The sequence below is a fragment of the Saccharothrix violaceirubra genome, from assembly GCF_014203755.1.
GTDB lineage: Bacteria > Actinomycetota > Actinomycetes > Mycobacteriales > Pseudonocardiaceae > Actinosynnema > Actinosynnema violaceirubrum.
The window spans coordinates 2527228-2543592 of record NZ_JACHJS010000001.1 but is presented as its reverse complement, the minus strand read 5'-3'; the positions used below and the strand labels follow the sequence as shown (position 1 = coordinate 2543592).

Below are 16365 nucleotides of genomic sequence, written 5' to 3'. Positions count from 1 at the left end.
AAAGGGAAACGTCATGTTCGAGGACGACGACCGCCGCTACGCGGTCGTGCGCAACGCCGAGGAGCAGTACTCGCTGTGGCCGGAGGGCCGCGAGCTGCCGCCCGGCTGGACCGCGGTCGGCGTGTCCGGGTCGAAGGAACGCTGCCTGGACCACATCCGCGAGGTGTGGACCGACCTGCGCCCGCTGAGCCTGAGGAGCGCGTGATGACGAGCCTGTGGCGACAGGGGAACTTCCGGAACCTGTGGTTGGCCCAGACGCTGAGCCTGGTCGGCACCCAGGTGACCGTCCTGGCGTTCCCGCTGGTCGCGTTGCTGCTGCTGGACGCCTCCGCGCTGGAGGTGAGCCTGCTCTACGCGATCGAGTTCGTGCCCGTGCTGCTGCTGGGCCTGCCGGCGGGCGCCCTGGTCGAGCGGCTGAGCAAGCGGCTGGTGCTGCTGGTGTCGGATGCCGCGCGGGCCGTGGCCCTGCTGCTCGTGCCGGTCGCGTGGGTGTGGGATTTCCTGTCCCTGCCGTTGGTGTTCGCGGTGGCGTTCGTCGTCGGCCTGGGCACGCTGTTCTTCGACGTGGCCCAGGGCTCCTACCTGCCGGGCCTGGTCGACGAGCGGCAGTTGGCCGACGCCAACGCCAAGATCGAGGTGTCGCGGTCGGCGAGCCAGCTCGCCGGTCCGACGGCCGGCGGCGTGCTGGTGCAGTTCCTGACCGCGCCGGTCGCCGTACTGCTGGACGCGGTGAGCTACGTCGTGTCGTTCGTGCTGCTGCTGTTCGTCAAGGGCCGTGACGTGGTCACGCCGCCCGAGGAGCGGCAGGGCCTGCGGCAGGAGATCGGCGAGGGCCTGCGGTTCGTGCTCTCGCACCGGTTGCTGCGCCCGTTGGCGTGGTGCGACGCGCTGGCCAACCTCGCGTTCGCGGCGGTGCTCGCGCTCCAGGTCGTGTACGCGGCGGACGACCTGAAGCTCGGCGCCACCGCGATCGGCGTGGTGCTGGCCGTGGGCAACGCGGGCGGCCTGGTCGGCGCGCTGGTCTGCGGCAAGCTCGGCGAGCGGTTCCCGCCCGGCCCCCTGCTGCTGGGCTCGATCGCGCTGTTCACGATCGGCGCGGCGATCCTGCCGCTGTCGACCGGCGCGGTGTCGTTCGGCGTCGGGCTGTTCGTGGTCTACCTGGGCGTCGTCGTCTACAACGTGGTCGGCACGACCCTGCGCCAGCTCGCCACGCCCGAGCGCCTGCTGGGCCGGATGAACGCGACGCTGCGGTTCATCGAGTGGGGCACGCTCCCGCTCGGCGCGGCCGTCGGCGGTCTGCTGGTGGCGCCGCTGGGCCTGCGCGGCGTGCTGTGGCTGGCCGCCGGGGTGTGCGCGCTGTCGATCCTGCCACCGCTGCTGTCCCCGGTCCGTGCGCTGATGGAGAACCCGTCCGCCGACGAGCCCGAGGCGGTGGCGTCGTGAGCGACACGCGCATCGCCGTGGTGGGCATGGCCGGCCGATTCCCCGGTGCGTCCGATGTGGACGGTTTCTGGCGACTGCTGGCCGACGGCGTCGACCCGCTGACCCGCGACCGGGGCCCGGCGCACGGGCTCGTCGCCGACGGCGACCTGTTCGACGCCGCGTTCTTCGGCTACGCGCCCGGCGAGGCCCTGCTGATCGACCCGCAGCAGCGGGTGTTCCTGCAGTGCGCCTGGGAGGCGCTGGAGCACGCGGGCTGCGACCCGGCGACCTACCCCGGCGTGGTCGGGGTGTACGCGGGCAGCGGCGACACCGGGTACGCGGAACTGCTGCGGCAGCACCGGCACCGGTTCCCCGAGGTGTCCGAGCTGCAGATCCGGATCGCGGCCGGGTTCGACTTCCTGACCAGCCGGGTGGCCTACAAGCTCGGGCTGACCGGTCCGGCGGTGACCGTGCAGACCGCGTGCTCGACGTCGTTGGTCGCCGTGCACACGGCCGTGCAGTCCCTGTTGGCGGGCGAGTGCGACCTGGCGCTGGCGGGCGGGATCACGCTGCACGTGCCGTTCCCGGTCGACGAGACCGAGGACGGGATCATCGCGCCGGACGGGTTCTGCCGGGCGTTCGACGCGGACGCGCGCGGCACGGTCCCCAGCGACGGCGCCGGGATCGTGGCGCTCAAGCGCCTGGAGGACGCCCTGGCCGACGGCGACACCGTGCACGCGGTGATCCTCGGCTCGGCGGTCACCAACGACGGGTTCGGCAAGGTCGGGTTCACCGCGCCGAGCGTGGACGGACAGGCCGCGGCGATCCGGGCCGCACACCTGGTGTCCGATGTGGACGCCCGCTCGATCGGCTACGTCGAGGCGCACGGCACCGGCACCCCGGTCGGCGACCCGATCGAGGTGGCCGCGCTGACCAAGGCGTTCGGCGCGGACGAGACCGGGTACTGCGTGCTCGGCTCGGTCAAGTCGTCGATCGGGCACACCGACGCGGCGGCCGGGGTCATCGGGCTGATCAAGACCGTCCTGGCGCTACGCGAGGAGTCCATTCCCGCGACCGCGCACTTCCGCGCGCCGAACCCGTTGATCGACTTCGGGTCGAGCCCGTTCGTGGTGCGCGGGACGGCCACGCCGTGGCCACGCGGCACCGAACCCCGGCGGGCGGGCGTGAACTCGCTGGGCATCGGCGGGACCAACGCGCACGTCGTGCTGGAGGAGGCACCCGTCCAGGCCACCACACCCGGTCGCCCCTACCAGGTGCTGCCGGTCTCGGCGCGGACGCCCGAGGCGTTGGCCGCCGCGGTCGCCCGGCTCGACACCCGCGCGCACGACGCCGACACGGCGTGGACGTTGCAGACCGGACGACGGGTCTTCGAGCACCGGGCGTTCGGCGTGGTCCACGACGGCGAGCCGATCACGTGGTCGTCCGGACCGGTCGCACCGACGGGCGGCGTCGCGTTCCTGTTCCCCGGTCAGGGCGGGCAGCACGTCGGCATGGCACGCGGGCTGTACCGCGACGAGCCGGTGTTCCGGGCCGAGTTCGACCGGTGCGCGGAACTGGCCCGGCCGGAGCTGGACGTCGACCTGCGCACGGTGGTGTTCGAGGGCGACCCGGCCGACCTGCTGTCCACAATGGACATCGGACAGCCCGCCGTGTTCGGCGTGGAGTACGCCCTGGCGAAGTTGCTGATCTCGTGGGGGATCACGCCGAAGGTGGTGGCCGGGCACAGCCTGGGCGCGTACGCGGCGGCGGCGATCGCGGGCGTGCTGTCCCTGCCGGACGCGATGGCGCTGGTGCTGGAACGCGGTCGGCTGCTCGGCGCCGTCCCGGACGGCGCCATGCTGGCCGTGTCGCTGCCCGAACGCGACGTGCTCGGCCTGCTCGGCGACGAGTTGTCCCTGGCCGCGTTGAACAGCTTCGACCAGTGCGTGGTGTCCGGACCGGCACCGGCGGTCGACGCGGTCCGCCGGCGGCTGCTCGCCGACGGCGTCGAGGCCCGACCGCTGCGGATCAGCACGGCCGCGCACTCCAAGCTCGTCGACCCGGTGCTGGCGGACTACGAGAAGCGGGTCGCCAAGGTGCACCTGCGGCCACCGGCGATCCCGTGGATCTCCGACCGCACCGGCCGGTTCGTCGGCGCGGACGAGGCGATCGACCCGGCGTTCTGGAGCGCGCACCTGCGCGAGGCCGTGCGGTTCGCGGACACGCTGGACACCCTGCTGCGGCACGACGACAGCGTGCTGGTCGAGATCGGACCGGGCCGCACGCTGACCGGCCTGGCCCGCCGCCACCCGACGCGGGTCGGCGACCGGGCCGTGGTGCCGACCATGCCGCACCCGGCGGACGAGACGCCCGGACCGGCCGTGCTCATGTCCGCGCTGGGCACGCTGTGGCAGGCCGGTGTCCCGGTCGACTGGGCCGCGGTGCACGGCACGCCCCGACGTCGGGTGCCGGTGCCCACCTACCCGTTCCAGGGCCGGCGGTTCCGGCTCGACGTCGACGACGAGCCCGAGCACGTCGTCGAGGTCGGGTCGACCACTACGGCCACCCCCACGGAAAGCGCGGTCGCGGCGGCGTTCGGCACGATCCTCGGCCTGCGCACCGTCGACCTCGAGGACGACTTCTTCGACCTGGGCGGCGATTCCATGCTCGCGGCCCGCGTGGTCGGGCTGATCCGCCGCGACCTGGGCGCGGAGATCGGCGTGCGACAGGTCTTCCGCGCGTCGACCGCCGCCGCCCTGGCACGCCTCATCGACGGGAGCGCGGGATGAGCAAGTGGTTGCCGCGCAGGCACAAGCGACCGGACGCGCCGCTGCGGCTGTACGTGTTCCCGCACAGCGGCGGGTCGGCGGGCGAGTACCTGCTGTGGGCCGACGACCTGCCGCGGGTGGAGGTCGTCGGGGTGCAGGCGCCGGGCCGGGGCGGGCGGGTCGAGGAGGACGCGTACACGCGGATGTCCGACCTGGTGGCGGCCGTCGTCGCCGAGGCCGCGTTCACCGGACCGTTCGCGTTCTTCGGGCACAGCCTCGGCGCGGTCGTCGCGTACGAGGTCGCCCTGGCCCTGCGCGCGGCGGGCCGGGAGGGACCGCGCCACCTCTACGCGTCCGCGCACGAGGCGCCGCACCGCACGGTGCCCCGGCCGCACGCGCTCGACGACGCGTCCTTGATCGCGGCGGTCGAGGCCGAGCACGGGCCGCTGCCCGCCGAGATCCACGAGGACGCCGAGTGGCGGTCGCTGGTCCTGGGCGGCCTGCGCGGCGACCTGGGGATCGTCTCGACCTACGGCCGCACCACCGCCCCGCCGCTGGACTGCCCGATCACCGCGTTCGCCGGTGCCGACGACGAGGTCGCCGCCGACGACGTCGCGGCGTGGGCGGGGTGCACGACCGGGCCGTTCCGGCTCCGGGTGTTCGCAGGAGGCCACTTCTACTTCCGGGAGCAGCACGATGACATCCTCCGTTTCCTCGCCGCGGACCTCGACGCGGTCGGTGCTCGATGACCTCTACGCCGGGCGGGTGCGCTGGGACCTGCTGAGCCCGTTCCCCGAGCAGGACCCCGACGACCGGGCGATCGGCGACCAGGCCGTGGCCGCGATCACCGAACTGCTCGTCGACCGGGTCGACCCGACGGTGCTCGACGACACCGCGCGCTTGCCCGACGGGCTGACCGACGCGTTGCAGGACGGCGGTTTCTACCGGCTGCTGCTCGACCCGTCGCTGGGCGGCCTGGCGTTGTCGCCGCTCAACGCGTTGCGCGTGGTGTCGACGGCCGCGAGCTGGTCGCCGGCCGTGGCGTGGAGCCTGGCCATCGCCAACGGGTTCGGGTCCGGGTCGTACCTGCCGATCGTGCCGGCCGGGCCGCTGCGCGAGCTGATCGTCGACAAGGTGCGCGCGGGCATCGTGTCCGGCAGCGCGGACACCGAGGTCAACGGCGCGGCCAACCACCGCCGGCACACCACCGCCACGCCGGTCGAGGGCGGCGCCGCCTACCTGATCAACGGCGAGAAGATCTTCACCGGCAACGGGCCGCTGGCCGAACTGCTGGACGTGTCGGCGGTCGTGACCACCGACGGGGTCGAGCAGATCCGGCTGTTCTTCGTCGACACGTCCACGCCGGGCTTCTCGGTGGTGGGCACCAACGAGTTCCTGGGCCTGCGCGGCGCTCCCATCGGCGTGCTGCGGTTCGACAACGTGCGCGTGCCCGCCGAGAACCTGCTGCCCGCCTCGACCGACGAGTGGCGCTACGCCCCCGAGATCGCGCGGCTCGCCACGCTCGCCCGGACGTTGATCATCGCGTCGCCGTCGCTGGCCATCGCCAAGCTGTGCCTGGAGTGGTCGCGCGAGTTCGTGAACCGGCGCGTGATGGACGACAAGCCGCTCGCCTCCTACGAGGAGATCCAGCGGACCGTGGCGCGCACGGCGGCGGACGTGTTCACCATCGAGGCCGTGATCGAGTGGGGGCTGCTGGCCCGCGACCGCGTCGACACCGGCGCGGACCTCACGTCCGCCAAGAACCTGACCAGCGTGACGTGCTGGCACGTGATCGACCGGACCATGGCGCTGCTGGGCGGCGAGGGCTTCGAGACCGCGCGCAGCAAAGCCCGGCGCGGCACCACCGCACTGCCGGTGGAACGGTTCCTGCGCGACGCGCGGGGCCTGCGGATCGCCGGCGGGGTGGACTTCCTGCTGGACTTCTGGAGCGCCGAGGGCGGGCTGTCCGCGTTCTACGCCGAGGAGGGCCCGATCGCCTCGGCCGAGCGCGTCGACGACGCGTCGCTGCCGCCCCGGTGCCGTGAGCACCTCACGTTCCTGCACGCCGAGGCGGCCCGGTTCGGCGACCTGTGCCGTCGGCTGACGAGCACCTACACGCAGGAGGACCTGCTGGCCCGCGAGCACACGGTGGTCCTGGTCGGCGGGATCGGCAACGAGCTGCTGCGGATCGCGATCGTGCTGGCCCGTGCCGCGTCCCGGCGGGACGCGTTCGACCTGGCCGACATCGCGTGCACGGACGCGCGGCTGCGCTTGAACGCCCTGTGGGACCAGGTCGAGTCCTCGGACGAACCGCCGTACGCGCGGGTGTCGGACGCGTGGCTGTCCGGCACCGGCTACGGGTTCCTGGTCACCGACGTGATCACCGCCCTTCCGCCGGTCGAGGAGGACCGATGAGCGAGATCGTGCACGAGCTGGTCACGGCCCAGGACCCCGACCGGGTCGCGGTGGTGGGCGGACCGGTGACGTCGACCTACCGCGACCTGGACCGCCGGGCCGGGCTGCTCGCGGCCCGGCTGGTCGACCTGGGGGTGCGGGTCGGCGACGGTGTCGGCGTGTTCCTGCCCCGGTCCGTGGACCTCGTGGTCGCGGTCCTGGCGGTGCTCAAGGCCGGTGGCGGGTACGTGCCGCTGGACCCGGACTACCCGGCCGCCCGCGTCTCGGTGATGCTCGACGCCGTGCGGGCGCCGGTCGTGATCACCGACGCGACGCTCGCCGACCGGTTGTCCGCGTACCCGGGCCGGGTCGTGCGGGTCGAGGACCCGCTGCCGGTGGTCGACCCGCCGGTGGTGGCGGTGCGCCCGGACGACGTCGCGTACACGATGTTCACCTCGGGCTCGACCGGCGTGCCCAAGGGCGTGGCGGTGCGGCACCGGGGGATCGTGCGGCTCGTGCGCGATCCCGGCGTGGTGCGGCTGGGTCCCGACGAGGTGGTGCTGCACCTGTCCTCGCCGTCGTTCGACGCGTCCACGTTCGACCTGTGGGGCGCGTTGGCCAACGGCGGCCGACTGGTCGTGGCACCGGCCGGACGGCCTTCCGTCGGCGAGATCGCGGACCTGATCAGGTCCCACGGGATCACCACGGTGTTCTTCCCGACCGGGCTCTTCCACCTGATGGTCGACGAGCGCCTGGCCGACCTGGCGGGCGTGCGGCAGGTCGTGGTCGGCGGCGACGTGCTCTCGTCCGACCACGCGCACCGGTTCGTGACCGCGTTGCCGGGCGTGCGCCTGGTCAACGGCTACGGGCCGACCGAGATGACCACGTTCACCACCTTCCACGAGGTCGGCCCGGACCAGTCGCCGGACGTGCCCGTGCCGATCGGTCGACCGCTCGCGCGGACCCGCGTGGTCGTGCTGGACGAGTCGCTGTCCCCGGCGACCACCGGCCAGCTCTACGCCGGTGGTCCGGGGCTGGCCCGGGGCTACCTGGACCCGGCGCTGACCGCGTCGCGCTTCGTCCCGGACCCTGACGTGCCCGGCGAACGCCTGTACGCCACCGGGGATCTGGTGCGGGTGCGTGAGGACGGTGTACTGGAGTTCCTGGGCCGGATCGACCGGCAGGTGAAGAAGCGCGGCTACCGCGTGGAGCCCGCCGAGGTCGAGCTGGCCCTGCGCGCCGACCCGGACGTGCGCGACGCCGCGGTGGTGCTCGACGGCGACACCGCCGACACCCGACGGCTGATCGCGTACGTGGTCGCCGAGACCGCGGCGGGCGTCCGCGCGCGCATCGGTTCCGTGCTGCCGGACTACCTGGTGCCGGACGTGTGGATCACGGTGTCGACGTTGCCCTTGACGGTGAACGGCAAGGTGGACCGCGCCGCCCTGCCGTCCCCCGACCTCGGCACCACGCCCTCGTCGTCGGCCGGCCTGTCCGCCGACGAGGCCGCGCTCGCCGAGATCTGGCGCGAGATCCTGGCCCTGACGGAGGTCGGGCGGCACGACGACTTCTTCGACCTGGGCGGCCACTCCCTGCTGGCCAACCGGATCGTGTCCCGTGTCCGCCGCCGGTTCGGGGTGGACGTCCCGCTCAGCGCCGTCTTCGACCACCCCACCGTCGCCGGGTTCGCGGTCCTCCTCCGACGCTGACCCGCGAGTCATGCGTTCAGACACCGCGAGTTGTGCGTTCAGGCACCACGAAATGTGCACTCGGGACGGGGTCGGCTCAGGGCAGCAGGCCCAGTTCCTGGGCCCGCAGCACGGTCGCCAACCGGTCGGTCGTGCCGAGTTTCCGGTACAGGTGCTGGAGGTGGCGGTGGACCGTGCGGGGCGAGATGTCGAGCCGGCGGGCGATCGCGTCGGCCGTCAGCCCCTCCGCCAGCGCGGCCAGCACGGTCCGCTCCCGGCGGGTGGGGGTGGCCCGGTCCACGGGCAGGCGGACCACCTCGGCGGTGGGTCGTGGCGGCCCGGTCAGGCCGGCCAGGCGTTCGTCGGGGGCGTGGGACAGCAGGACCAGGACCCGGGAGCGCCGGGATTCGGCGGTCAGGTGGTCGAGCAACGCCAACGCGTCGTCGTCGAGCAGGTGGGCGTCGCGCAGGACCAGGACCAGGCCGTCGGGCCCGGTGGCCGCGTCCAGCACGGCGCCGACCGCCCGGTGCAGGCGGGTGTGCTCGGTGTCGGCCAGGCCCAGCGCCTCGGTGGCCCAGCCGGGGGTGGCCATGGCGCGGAACAGGCCTCTCAGCAGCAGGGCGGCATGGCGGCCGAAGTCGGTCAGCGGGCCCACGTCGCACTGCCCGAACGCCTCCGCGAACCCGCTGTAGGGCGTGCCGGCCACGACTCGCCCGCGTAACACCGGGACGCCGAGTTCCCGCGCCGCCGCCGTGCACGCGTCGACGACCTCCTCACGGCCGGTGCCGGTGGCCCCGACCACGGTGACCCCCGCACCGCGGACCGCCGTCAGCAGCCTGCGGAACCGGTCGACGTCGGCGGGCGCGGCCGACGAACCGCGGACAGCGATGCCCATCCCCAGTCCCTTCACCCCTGGCACCCCGGTGCGGGCACCACGCCGATCAGAGCAGATCCGAGGCGGGTAAATACCCCTCTCACGGTCCGGGACCGCAGTTCGGCCGAAGCACCACTCGTTCGTGCGACGCCGCCGACCCGGACGGTCCAACAGCCCGGTCGACGGTCCGCGGGCACACCGTGAACTGGGCGTTCCCTGCCCGACTGAACTGGCGGAACAACGGACTGCCGACCCCCGGAACCCATTGGCGACGCCGATGTCCGATATCACCGCGCCCAATGCGAACCGGCCGATCGGAGCAGCACCGACAGGACCGGTCGCGCACCGTCAAGGCTTCGGGATGGCGTTCGCCGTATAGGGGGTATCCGGCATCGGCGTCGTGGTGAACCGGCCGTTCGGCAGGTAGAGCCGGTCACGGTACAGCGCCGCCGTCGTGGGCACGTCGAACCTCGGGTCGGTCACCCGCTTCACCAAGGCGCCGCGCGTGCCGGGAGCGTCGAGCTTCACGACCGCGACCCGGTTGGACCGGTTCTCCACCACGTACAGCGTCTCGCCGTCGCGCACCAGCCCGTCGGTGTCGGCCAACGGTCCCCCGGCGACCTGGATCTCCCTGGTCGCACCGGTGGCCGGGTCGACCCGGAACAACCGGCCGGTGTTGTGCTGCGCGATGATCAGCGACTTCCCGTCCGGGCTGGTCTCGATGCCGTTGGCGTTGGTGCCCGACGTGTACCGGATGTCGCCGGAGAGCCGGACGGCCTGGGCCTTGGCGGGCAGGGTGCCGTCCGCGCCGAACGGCAGCCTGTGGATCACCGCCGTGGTCGAGTCGGTGAACCACGCCGCCTCGGGCGTGAGCACGACGTCGTTGACGAAGGTCGACCGCGTGGCGAGCCGGAACGTGGCGATGGTCCGCCCGGTCGCGGTGTCGAGCACGCGCGCGTCGCCGCCGCCACCGCCGGCGACGAACAGCCTGCCGCGCCCGTCGACCTTGAGCCCGAGCGCCGCCGTGCCGGCGGCACCCGGCGTGAGCTGCGTGGAGGTGCCGTCGGCGAGCCGCACCCGGCGGATGGCGCCGGTGCCCATCGACCCGAAGTACGCGTACTCGGCGTCGACCGCGATGCCCTCGGGTCGGAAGCCGTCGGGCAGCCCGAGCGTCGTGGGGAACGGTTCCGCGACCGCGACCCCGGACGGGCCGAGGACGAGCAGTGCCGCGACGCAGACGACTGTGCCACGCGGGAGCCTCATCGGTGGTCCTCTCTGTGCACGCCCCCGGCCCAGTCTCGCAAGGCAGCGGACCGCTCCGCAGTCACCTGTAGGCACCAAATCACTACCCTCCGTGGCCTAAGTCCGCCGGGTGCCGACCGGCACACGTCCGAGTGGACGTGCGGCGCGTCGCGACTGAGGCGGGGCACGGCGGGCACCCCGACGATGATCCTTTGTGGACCAACGGAAGGGATGTCATGCGAATCATCGGCACCGCACTCTCGGCCGCGGCCCTCGTCGTCGCGACGGCCGCACCCGCGGGCGCGACGGAACAGACCGGCCTGTACCTCGTGATCTCCGACCCCGACGGCACGTGGGGACGCGGCGTGAGCCTGGACTGTCCGCCGAACCGGGCACTGCACCCGCACGCCGAGTCCGCCTGCGCGGACCTCGACATGGCCGGCGGCGACTTCGACAACCTGCCCGGCGACCAGCACCCGTGCACCCTGGAGTACGACCCTGTCGAGGCGACCGCGGAGGGCACCTACCAGGGCAATTCCGTCAGGTGGACGGCCGAGTTCTCCAACGCCTGCACGCTGGACGCGGACACGGGCTGGGTGTTCCGCTTCTGAGAACGTTCCCCGACAAGGGGTTTTCAGCAGTCCTTTATGGACGACCAGCGCGGACTTGTGTGGAATTGACGAGCACTACTCCGATCGCGTTATTCACATTCCGGGTGCGGGTGTGCATGATCGAAGGGGCAACGTCCTTGGGCCACAAGCCCTGGATCACCGGAGGGAAACCATGAAGCACCTTCGCCACCTCGCCGCCCGCGTGCTCGGTTCGACCCGCATGGGCGGGTTCTACACGTACTGGGACATCGCGAACTGAACCGAAGCCGGGGCGGGCCGTCAGCGCCCGCCCCGGCGCCCCGCCGCCGCGCCTTCGGGTCGCCGCGCCTTCGGGTCGCCGCGCCTTCGGGTCGCCGCGCCTTCGGGTCGCCGCGCCTTCGGGTCGCCGCGCCTTCGGGTCGCCGAGTTTTCGGGTCGCCGAGTTTTCGGGTTCTGGGGGAGGAACTCTTGACCAGCACGGAAGTCCGCCCACCGGGACCGAAGGGCCGGTGGCTCGTCGGCAACACCCTCGACTACGACCGCGACCGCATGGGCTTCCTGCGCGCAGGGCACGAGCGGTACGGCGACGTGTTCTCCTTCGACGAGCGCACGATCGTGGTCCGCGACCCGGACCTCGTACACGAACTGCTGATCCGGACGAACGACGACTTCTCCAGCGCGAGTTCCGCCGTCGCCACCAGGTTCGAGGCCCGCACGGACGCGGAGACCGCGCGGGCGTGGATGACCGCGAGACGTGCCGGGTGGCGTGGCCTGAACCGGGCCACCGTGATCGCGCACACGGCCCGGCTGCGCGCGTTGTTCGAGAGGACGTTGGACGACACCGGGGGACGCGCGGTCGACGTCATGCCCCTGATGGAGACGTACTCCGGCCGGGCCGCGGCGGACTTCTGCCTTGGCCCGGACGCCGACGGCATCGCGGAGGTCGTGGCCGAGAACACCGCCGCGATCGAACCGCTGTCCGGCAGTTCGCAGCTCTTCCCGGAGTGGTTCCCCTCCCGCGCCATCCGGCGGTTCCGCCGGGCGCGCGACGCCACGCTCGACGCCATCACCACGCGGATCCACCGCCGACGGACCCCACACCCGCCGGACCAGCCGCGTGACCTGCTCGACGTGCTGCTCGCCGCCCGCGAACCGGAGATGAGGGAACTCCAGGTGCAGCGGCTGATCCGGGGCATCCTGCTGGCCGCGTACGGCGTACCGGCCGCGTCGATGACCTGGACGATCCACACCCTGGTCACCCACCCCGACCTGTGGGACCGGGTGGCCGCCGAATCGTCCGCCTGGGACGGTGACGACGAACCGCCGCTGTCGGCGCTGCCCCAGACCGAGGCGGTGATCCGCGAAGTGTTGCGGCTGTGGCCGCCGACGTGGCTCATGGGTCGCACGGCGGTCCGGCCGACCACGCTGGGCGACTGGCGGTTGAGCACCCGGGACGCGGCCATGTTCAGCCCGTTCCTGCTGCACCGCGATCCCCGGTGGTGGCCGGACCCGGACCGGGCCGACCCGGACCGCTGGCTGCGCGGCGAGACCCCGCGCAAGCACGCGTACCTGCCGTTCGGTGCCGGACCCCGGGTGTGCGTCGGCACGCAGCTCGGCATGATCCAGCTGACCCTGGGCGCGTTCTGGCTGACCCGGAACTACCGGGTAGCCGCCCCGGACGCCGCGGCCTGCGCACCCGAGTTCCACAACCTCCTGGTGCCACAGGGCTTCCGGGCCTCGTTCACCCGGGTCTAAGTCCACTGTGGACTCAGGCGGTCACGCCGCCGTCCAGCACGAAGTCGTGCCCGACGAAGTACGACGACTCGTCGGAGCACGCGAACAGGACGGCGTTCGCCGCCTCGGCCAACCCGCCGACCCGACCGATCGGCGGGCACGAGCCGAAGCCGTGGTCGGCGCCGGCCAGGTGCAGCGTGTCGATCCGGCCGGGGCTGACCGTGTTGATGCGGATACCCCGGCCGATGTACTCGCGGGCGGCGGTACGCGAGAGCGCCTCGACACCGGCCTTCGACGCGGCGTACGCCGCCGCGCCGGGCACCGAGTGGTGCCGGCCGACGACCGACGCGACGTTGACGATCGCGCCGCCCTCGACCATCAGCCGGACCTCGCCGCGCAGGCAGCGCCACAACCCGGTCAAGTTGGTGCCGATCACCCGGTCCCACACGATGTCGGACATGTCGGCCGCGCAGCCGGTCTCCCACACGCCCGCGCAGTTGGCCGCCGAGTGCAGGATGCCGTACTCGGCGTCGACCTCGCGGAAGAGCGCGTCGACCGAATGCGAGTCGGACACGTCGGTCGGCACGGGCAACGCGGTGCCGCCGGCCTCCCCGACGGCGTCGGCCACCTCGGCGAGCCGTTCCACGTCCCGACCGGCCAGCACGACGTGCGCGCCCTCGGCACCGAACCCCACGGCGACCGCGCGCCCGATGCCCGATCCGGCACCCGTGACCAGCACGACCCTGTCCTCGAACCGCACGTGTGCCCCCAGTCTGCCCCACCACGTCGATCCGGGGGATCATCTCAAACCGCGCACACATCCCGTGATCGGGTCACCACAGGGCGGACCGAAGGGATGCCGAAGCACCCCGAACCGTCCACAGTGGACCTAGCCGAACCAGCGGCGTTCGGTGTCCGGCTCGTCGTCGAAGAACCGCGCGAGCGCGACCCGCGCCGCGATCAGGGCGGATCGGGTGGCCGCCACGTCGCCCTCGACCGCGTGCGCGAACGCGTTGCCCAGGTAGCACTGGACGATGCGCAGCGAGCCGTCCGGCGAGTCCGCGATCCGCTCGCGGACCGGCGCCACGCGCTCGGTGAACGCGGTCAGCATCGACTCGAGCACCGGGCCGGGCGGCGCGTCGGCGCCGAGCATGGCCAGCGCGCCGTCGACGGCGGAGCAGAGGACTTCGAGGACTTCGGGAGCCGGACGCGTGCTCCCCGCCGTCGCGGACCCGTTGCGGGTCTGCGAGGGCACCACTACCGGCGGCTTGCGGCTCACGCCCCGCAGTCTAGGACCGGCGATCACATCGCGCTCACGTGCGACCGCACGTGCACCCACCCGGCCCAACCGCGTTCCACGACCGCCCGTGCCTGGTCACACGGCACGTACCGGGCTCACCGCGACCGCTCCACCAAGCCGGTGACAACCCCCGAAAGGATCACGATTCCCGTTGCCACGGCAAGCGTCCAGGCCGACCGGTGCGCCACGACCACCGGACCGGCGAGCGCGCCGAGCAGTGTCGCGGCGGCCTCGGCGGTGACGAAAACCGCACCGATGCGGCCAAGCAGGGCACCGGGCACCGCGCGCTGGAGCGTGGTCTGGGGCACGATCAGCGCCGCCGACCCGGCCGTGCCGACCAGTGCCGCCGCGCCGAGCGCGACCTCGAACGCCGGCCCGGCGAACAGGACGACGAACCCCGCTGCGGTCGCGCCGTGCGCGATGCCGAGCTGCCACCGCCACCCGAGCCGCCCGTCCGCGAACCGCACCAGCCACGCGCCGACGAGGAAACCCGCGCCCAACGCCGAGACCAGGTACCCGACGTGGGTACCGTCGCCGAACTCGCGCACCCCGTAGGGCACGAGCACCGCGCTGAGCGCCGCGTTCGCCGCGAGGAAGAGCGTGGACACCCGCAGGAGGACGCGTGCGGTGTCGCTGCGGCGCAACGCCTTCACCCCCTCGACAAGGTCCACGACCACGTCGGACACCTTACGAAAACGTTGTCCCGGAACACCTTTCGCCGTCAGCACGACCAGGGCCGCCGACACCGCGTAGGTCGCCACGTCGATCAGCACGAGCGTGGAGAAGCCGGCGGCGGCGAGGACCACGGCGCCCAGCGGCGGCGCGACCAGGCGGACCGTGCCGTCGGTGAACGCGGTCAGCGCGTTGGCGTCGGCGAGCGCCGGACCGGTGCCGACGACGGCGGGCAGGTGGGCCTGCGTGGCCGGGCGGAACAGGACCGTGCCGACGCTCTCGGCGAGCAGTGCCGCGTAGACGACCCACAGGGCGTCGTCGGCGAAGACCAGCGCGCCGACCGCGGCGGCGCGGAACGCGTCGGCGGCGACCATGACCGACCGCCGGTCCCACCGGTCGACCAGCACACCCGCGATCGGCCCGAGGACCAACGCGGGCAGGTACTCCGCGACCAGCACGAACCCGGTCGCGGTGATCGAGCCGGTCAGCGCGAGGACGTGCGCCGGCACCGCGACCACCAGCAGCCACGACCCCAGCGCGCTGATCGTCCGGGCACCCCACAGCAAGCGGAAATCGCGGACCCGTAAAGCTCTCCCCATCGCCACCCCCTCGGCGGTACTCTTGTGAGAATAAGACCGAGAGTTCGAGTGTTCTGTCAAGATAGGAGCCGATCGTGCCGCACGAGGCCATCGGGTCACAGCTGCGCGCCCTGAGGCTGGCCGCCGGTCGCACGGTCGCGTCGGTCGCGGCCGACGCCGGGCTGTCCGTGCCCTACATCGCGAACTTGGAGAACGGCCGGGGAAACCCGACGATGAGCGCGTTGTCCAGGCTGGCCACCGCGCTCGGGCGTGACCTCGTGATCGGCTTCGACGGCGTGGCGGGCGAGGAGGGACCGTTGCCGCCGGATCTGGCGAAACTGGGGCGGAGCCGGCGGTTCAAGTCGGCCGTCGCGGCGTTGGCGGAACACCGCGGCCAGGACGTCACGGCCGTGGCGACGCACCTGCTCGGCGCGTGCCGCCGGCTCGGGCACGTGCTCGACGAGCCCTCCGAGGCGGACTGGTTCCGGGTGCTCGACGCGGTACTGCTGATCGCCGCGCACCCGGCGTGACGAACGGGTGATCGCGTCGGCGAAGCCGCCCGGCGCCGACGGCGGGTCCGCTACGGTCCGGGTTTCCCCGGCAGAGAAGGAGATCCGATGTCCCGCGCCGCTGCGGTGCTGCTCGTCTTATCGGTCCTCGCGGGCTGCGGCACGACCGCGACCACGTCCGACGCCCCCACCTCGGCATCGTCCGCGGCGGCCGGGACCTCGTCGGCCGCGCCGAGAGGCGACGCGCTGTACCCGCGCTACTCGGGGACGTTCGCCAAGATCCGCGACGGCGTCGACGAGGAGTGCCCGCCGGCGGACGGGCACTCGTTGGCCTGCTTGGAGTTCGCGCTGGTGATCCTCGGGCTCAAGCGCGACCTGCTCACCGACCTCGTCGAACGACCGCCGGGCGAGTACCCGCTGACGATGGCCGCGATCGACTCGTCGAACGCGCCCTACGACCGCTGGGACCGGGAAGGCTGCGGCGACGTGAAGGCCACCCCGGACCTCAAGGTGTGCCGCGACTCGATGGTCGCGTTCGTCGCCGCGATCGCCGACGTCGAGAAGGCGCTGCGCGACGAGGACCCGAAGTAGCCG

The 16365-nt window shown here is 72.9% G+C and carries 15 protein-coding genes; 10 read left to right on the top strand and 5 right to left on the bottom strand.

Annotated features, from left to right (window positions below):
• The first annotated feature begins 13 nt into the window (after positions 1-13).
• From F4559_RS12320 to F4559_RS12295, 6 genes are read left to right on the top strand one after another with little or no spacing between them, the layout of a single operon-like run.
• A complete protein-coding gene (locus F4559_RS12320; RefSeq protein WP_184668533.1) occupies positions 14-205 on the top strand; it encodes an MbtH family protein in 192 nt (63 codons plus the stop codon).
• A complete protein-coding gene (locus F4559_RS12315; RefSeq protein ID WP_184668531.1) occupies positions 205-1443 on the top strand; it encodes an MFS transporter in 1239 nt (412 codons plus the stop codon). Before F4559_RS12320 ends, F4559_RS12315 begins: the two co-directional genes overlap by 1 nt.
• Positions 1440-4211: a type I polyketide synthase gene (locus tag F4559_RS12310; RefSeq protein WP_221447210.1), complete on the top strand. Its 2772-nt coding sequence runs from the start codon at positions 1440-1442 to the stop codon at positions 4209-4211. Before F4559_RS12315 ends, F4559_RS12310 begins: the two co-directional genes overlap by 4 nt.
• On the top strand, positions 4208-4939 hold the full coding sequence (locus F4559_RS12305; protein WP_184668528.1) for a thioesterase II family protein: 732 nt from the start codon (positions 4208-4210) through the stop codon (positions 4937-4939). Before F4559_RS12310 ends, F4559_RS12305 begins: the two co-directional genes overlap by 4 nt.
• The gene (locus F4559_RS12300) at positions 4887-6605 is read left to right on the top strand and encodes an acyl-CoA dehydrogenase family protein (RefSeq protein ID WP_184668526.1); all 1719 of its coding nucleotides are present in this window, start codon (positions 4887-4889) and stop codon (positions 6603-6605) included. Before F4559_RS12305 ends, F4559_RS12300 begins: the two co-directional genes overlap by 53 nt.
• Complete coding sequence (locus F4559_RS12295) at positions 6602-8293, top strand: non-ribosomal peptide synthetase (protein WP_184668524.1); 1692 nt, start codon at positions 6602-6604, stop codon at positions 8291-8293. The genes F4559_RS12300 and F4559_RS12295 overlap by 4 nt, the downstream gene beginning before the upstream one ends.
• 76 nt (positions 8294-8369) lie before the next feature.
• Here the strand turns inward: F4559_RS12295 and F4559_RS34340 are convergent, their stop codons facing one another.
• Positions 8370-9167: a LuxR C-terminal-related transcriptional regulator gene (locus F4559_RS34340; RefSeq protein ID WP_221447209.1), complete on the bottom strand. Its 798-nt coding sequence runs from the start codon at positions 9165-9167 to the stop codon at positions 8370-8372.
• A gap of 327 nt (positions 9168-9494) precedes the next feature.
• The gene (locus F4559_RS12285; protein ID WP_184668523.1) at positions 9495-10409 is read right to left on the bottom strand and encodes a Vgb family protein; all 915 of its coding nucleotides are present in this window, start codon (positions 10407-10409) and stop codon (positions 9495-9497) included.
• Positions 10410-10624: 215 nt separating this feature from the next.
• On the opposite strand from F4559_RS12285, the gene F4559_RS12280 reads away from it, so the two are divergent.
• Together F4559_RS12280 and F4559_RS12275 are read left to right on the top strand one after the other, a co-directional pair.
• Complete coding sequence (locus F4559_RS12280; RefSeq protein ID WP_184668521.1) at positions 10625-10999, top strand: SSI family serine proteinase inhibitor; 375 nt, start codon at positions 10625-10627, stop codon at positions 10997-10999.
• Between the two features lie 447 nt (positions 11000-11446).
• The gene (locus tag F4559_RS12275; RefSeq protein WP_246445168.1) at positions 11447-12733 is read left to right on the top strand and encodes a cytochrome P450; all 1287 of its coding nucleotides are present in this window, start codon (positions 11447-11449) and stop codon (positions 12731-12733) included.
• 13 nt (positions 12734-12746) lie between these two features.
• Here F4559_RS12275 and F4559_RS12270 read toward each other — a convergent pair whose 3' ends face one another.
• The 3 genes from F4559_RS12270 to F4559_RS12260 form a co-directional block, all read right to left on the bottom strand.
• Entirely contained in the window at positions 12747-13472 is a 726-nt protein-coding gene (locus F4559_RS12270; protein ID WP_312865609.1) for an SDR family NAD(P)-dependent oxidoreductase, read from the bottom strand.
• Between the two features lie 129 nt (positions 13473-13601).
• A complete protein-coding gene (locus F4559_RS12265) occupies positions 13602-13991 on the bottom strand; it encodes a hypothetical protein (protein WP_184668519.1) in 390 nt (129 codons plus the stop codon).
• 116 nt (positions 13992-14107) lie between these two features.
• Positions 14108-15283, bottom strand: a complete 1176-nt coding sequence (locus tag F4559_RS12260) for an MFS transporter (RefSeq protein ID WP_184668517.1) — start codon at positions 15281-15283, stop codon at positions 14108-14110.
• A 74-nt stretch (positions 15284-15357) separates the two neighbouring features.
• Between F4559_RS12260 and relB the strand changes: the two genes are divergently transcribed.
• The gene (gene relB, locus F4559_RS12255) at positions 15358-15792 is read left to right on the top strand and encodes a type II toxin-antitoxin system RelB family anti-toxin (protein ID WP_184668515.1); all 435 of its coding nucleotides are present in this window, start codon (positions 15358-15360) and stop codon (positions 15790-15792) included.
• An 87-nt stretch (positions 15793-15879) separates the two neighbouring features.
• Positions 15880-16362, top strand: a complete 483-nt coding sequence (locus tag F4559_RS12250) for a hypothetical protein (protein ID WP_184668513.1) — start codon at positions 15880-15882, stop codon at positions 16360-16362.
• Positions 16363-16365 lie beyond the last annotated feature (3 nt).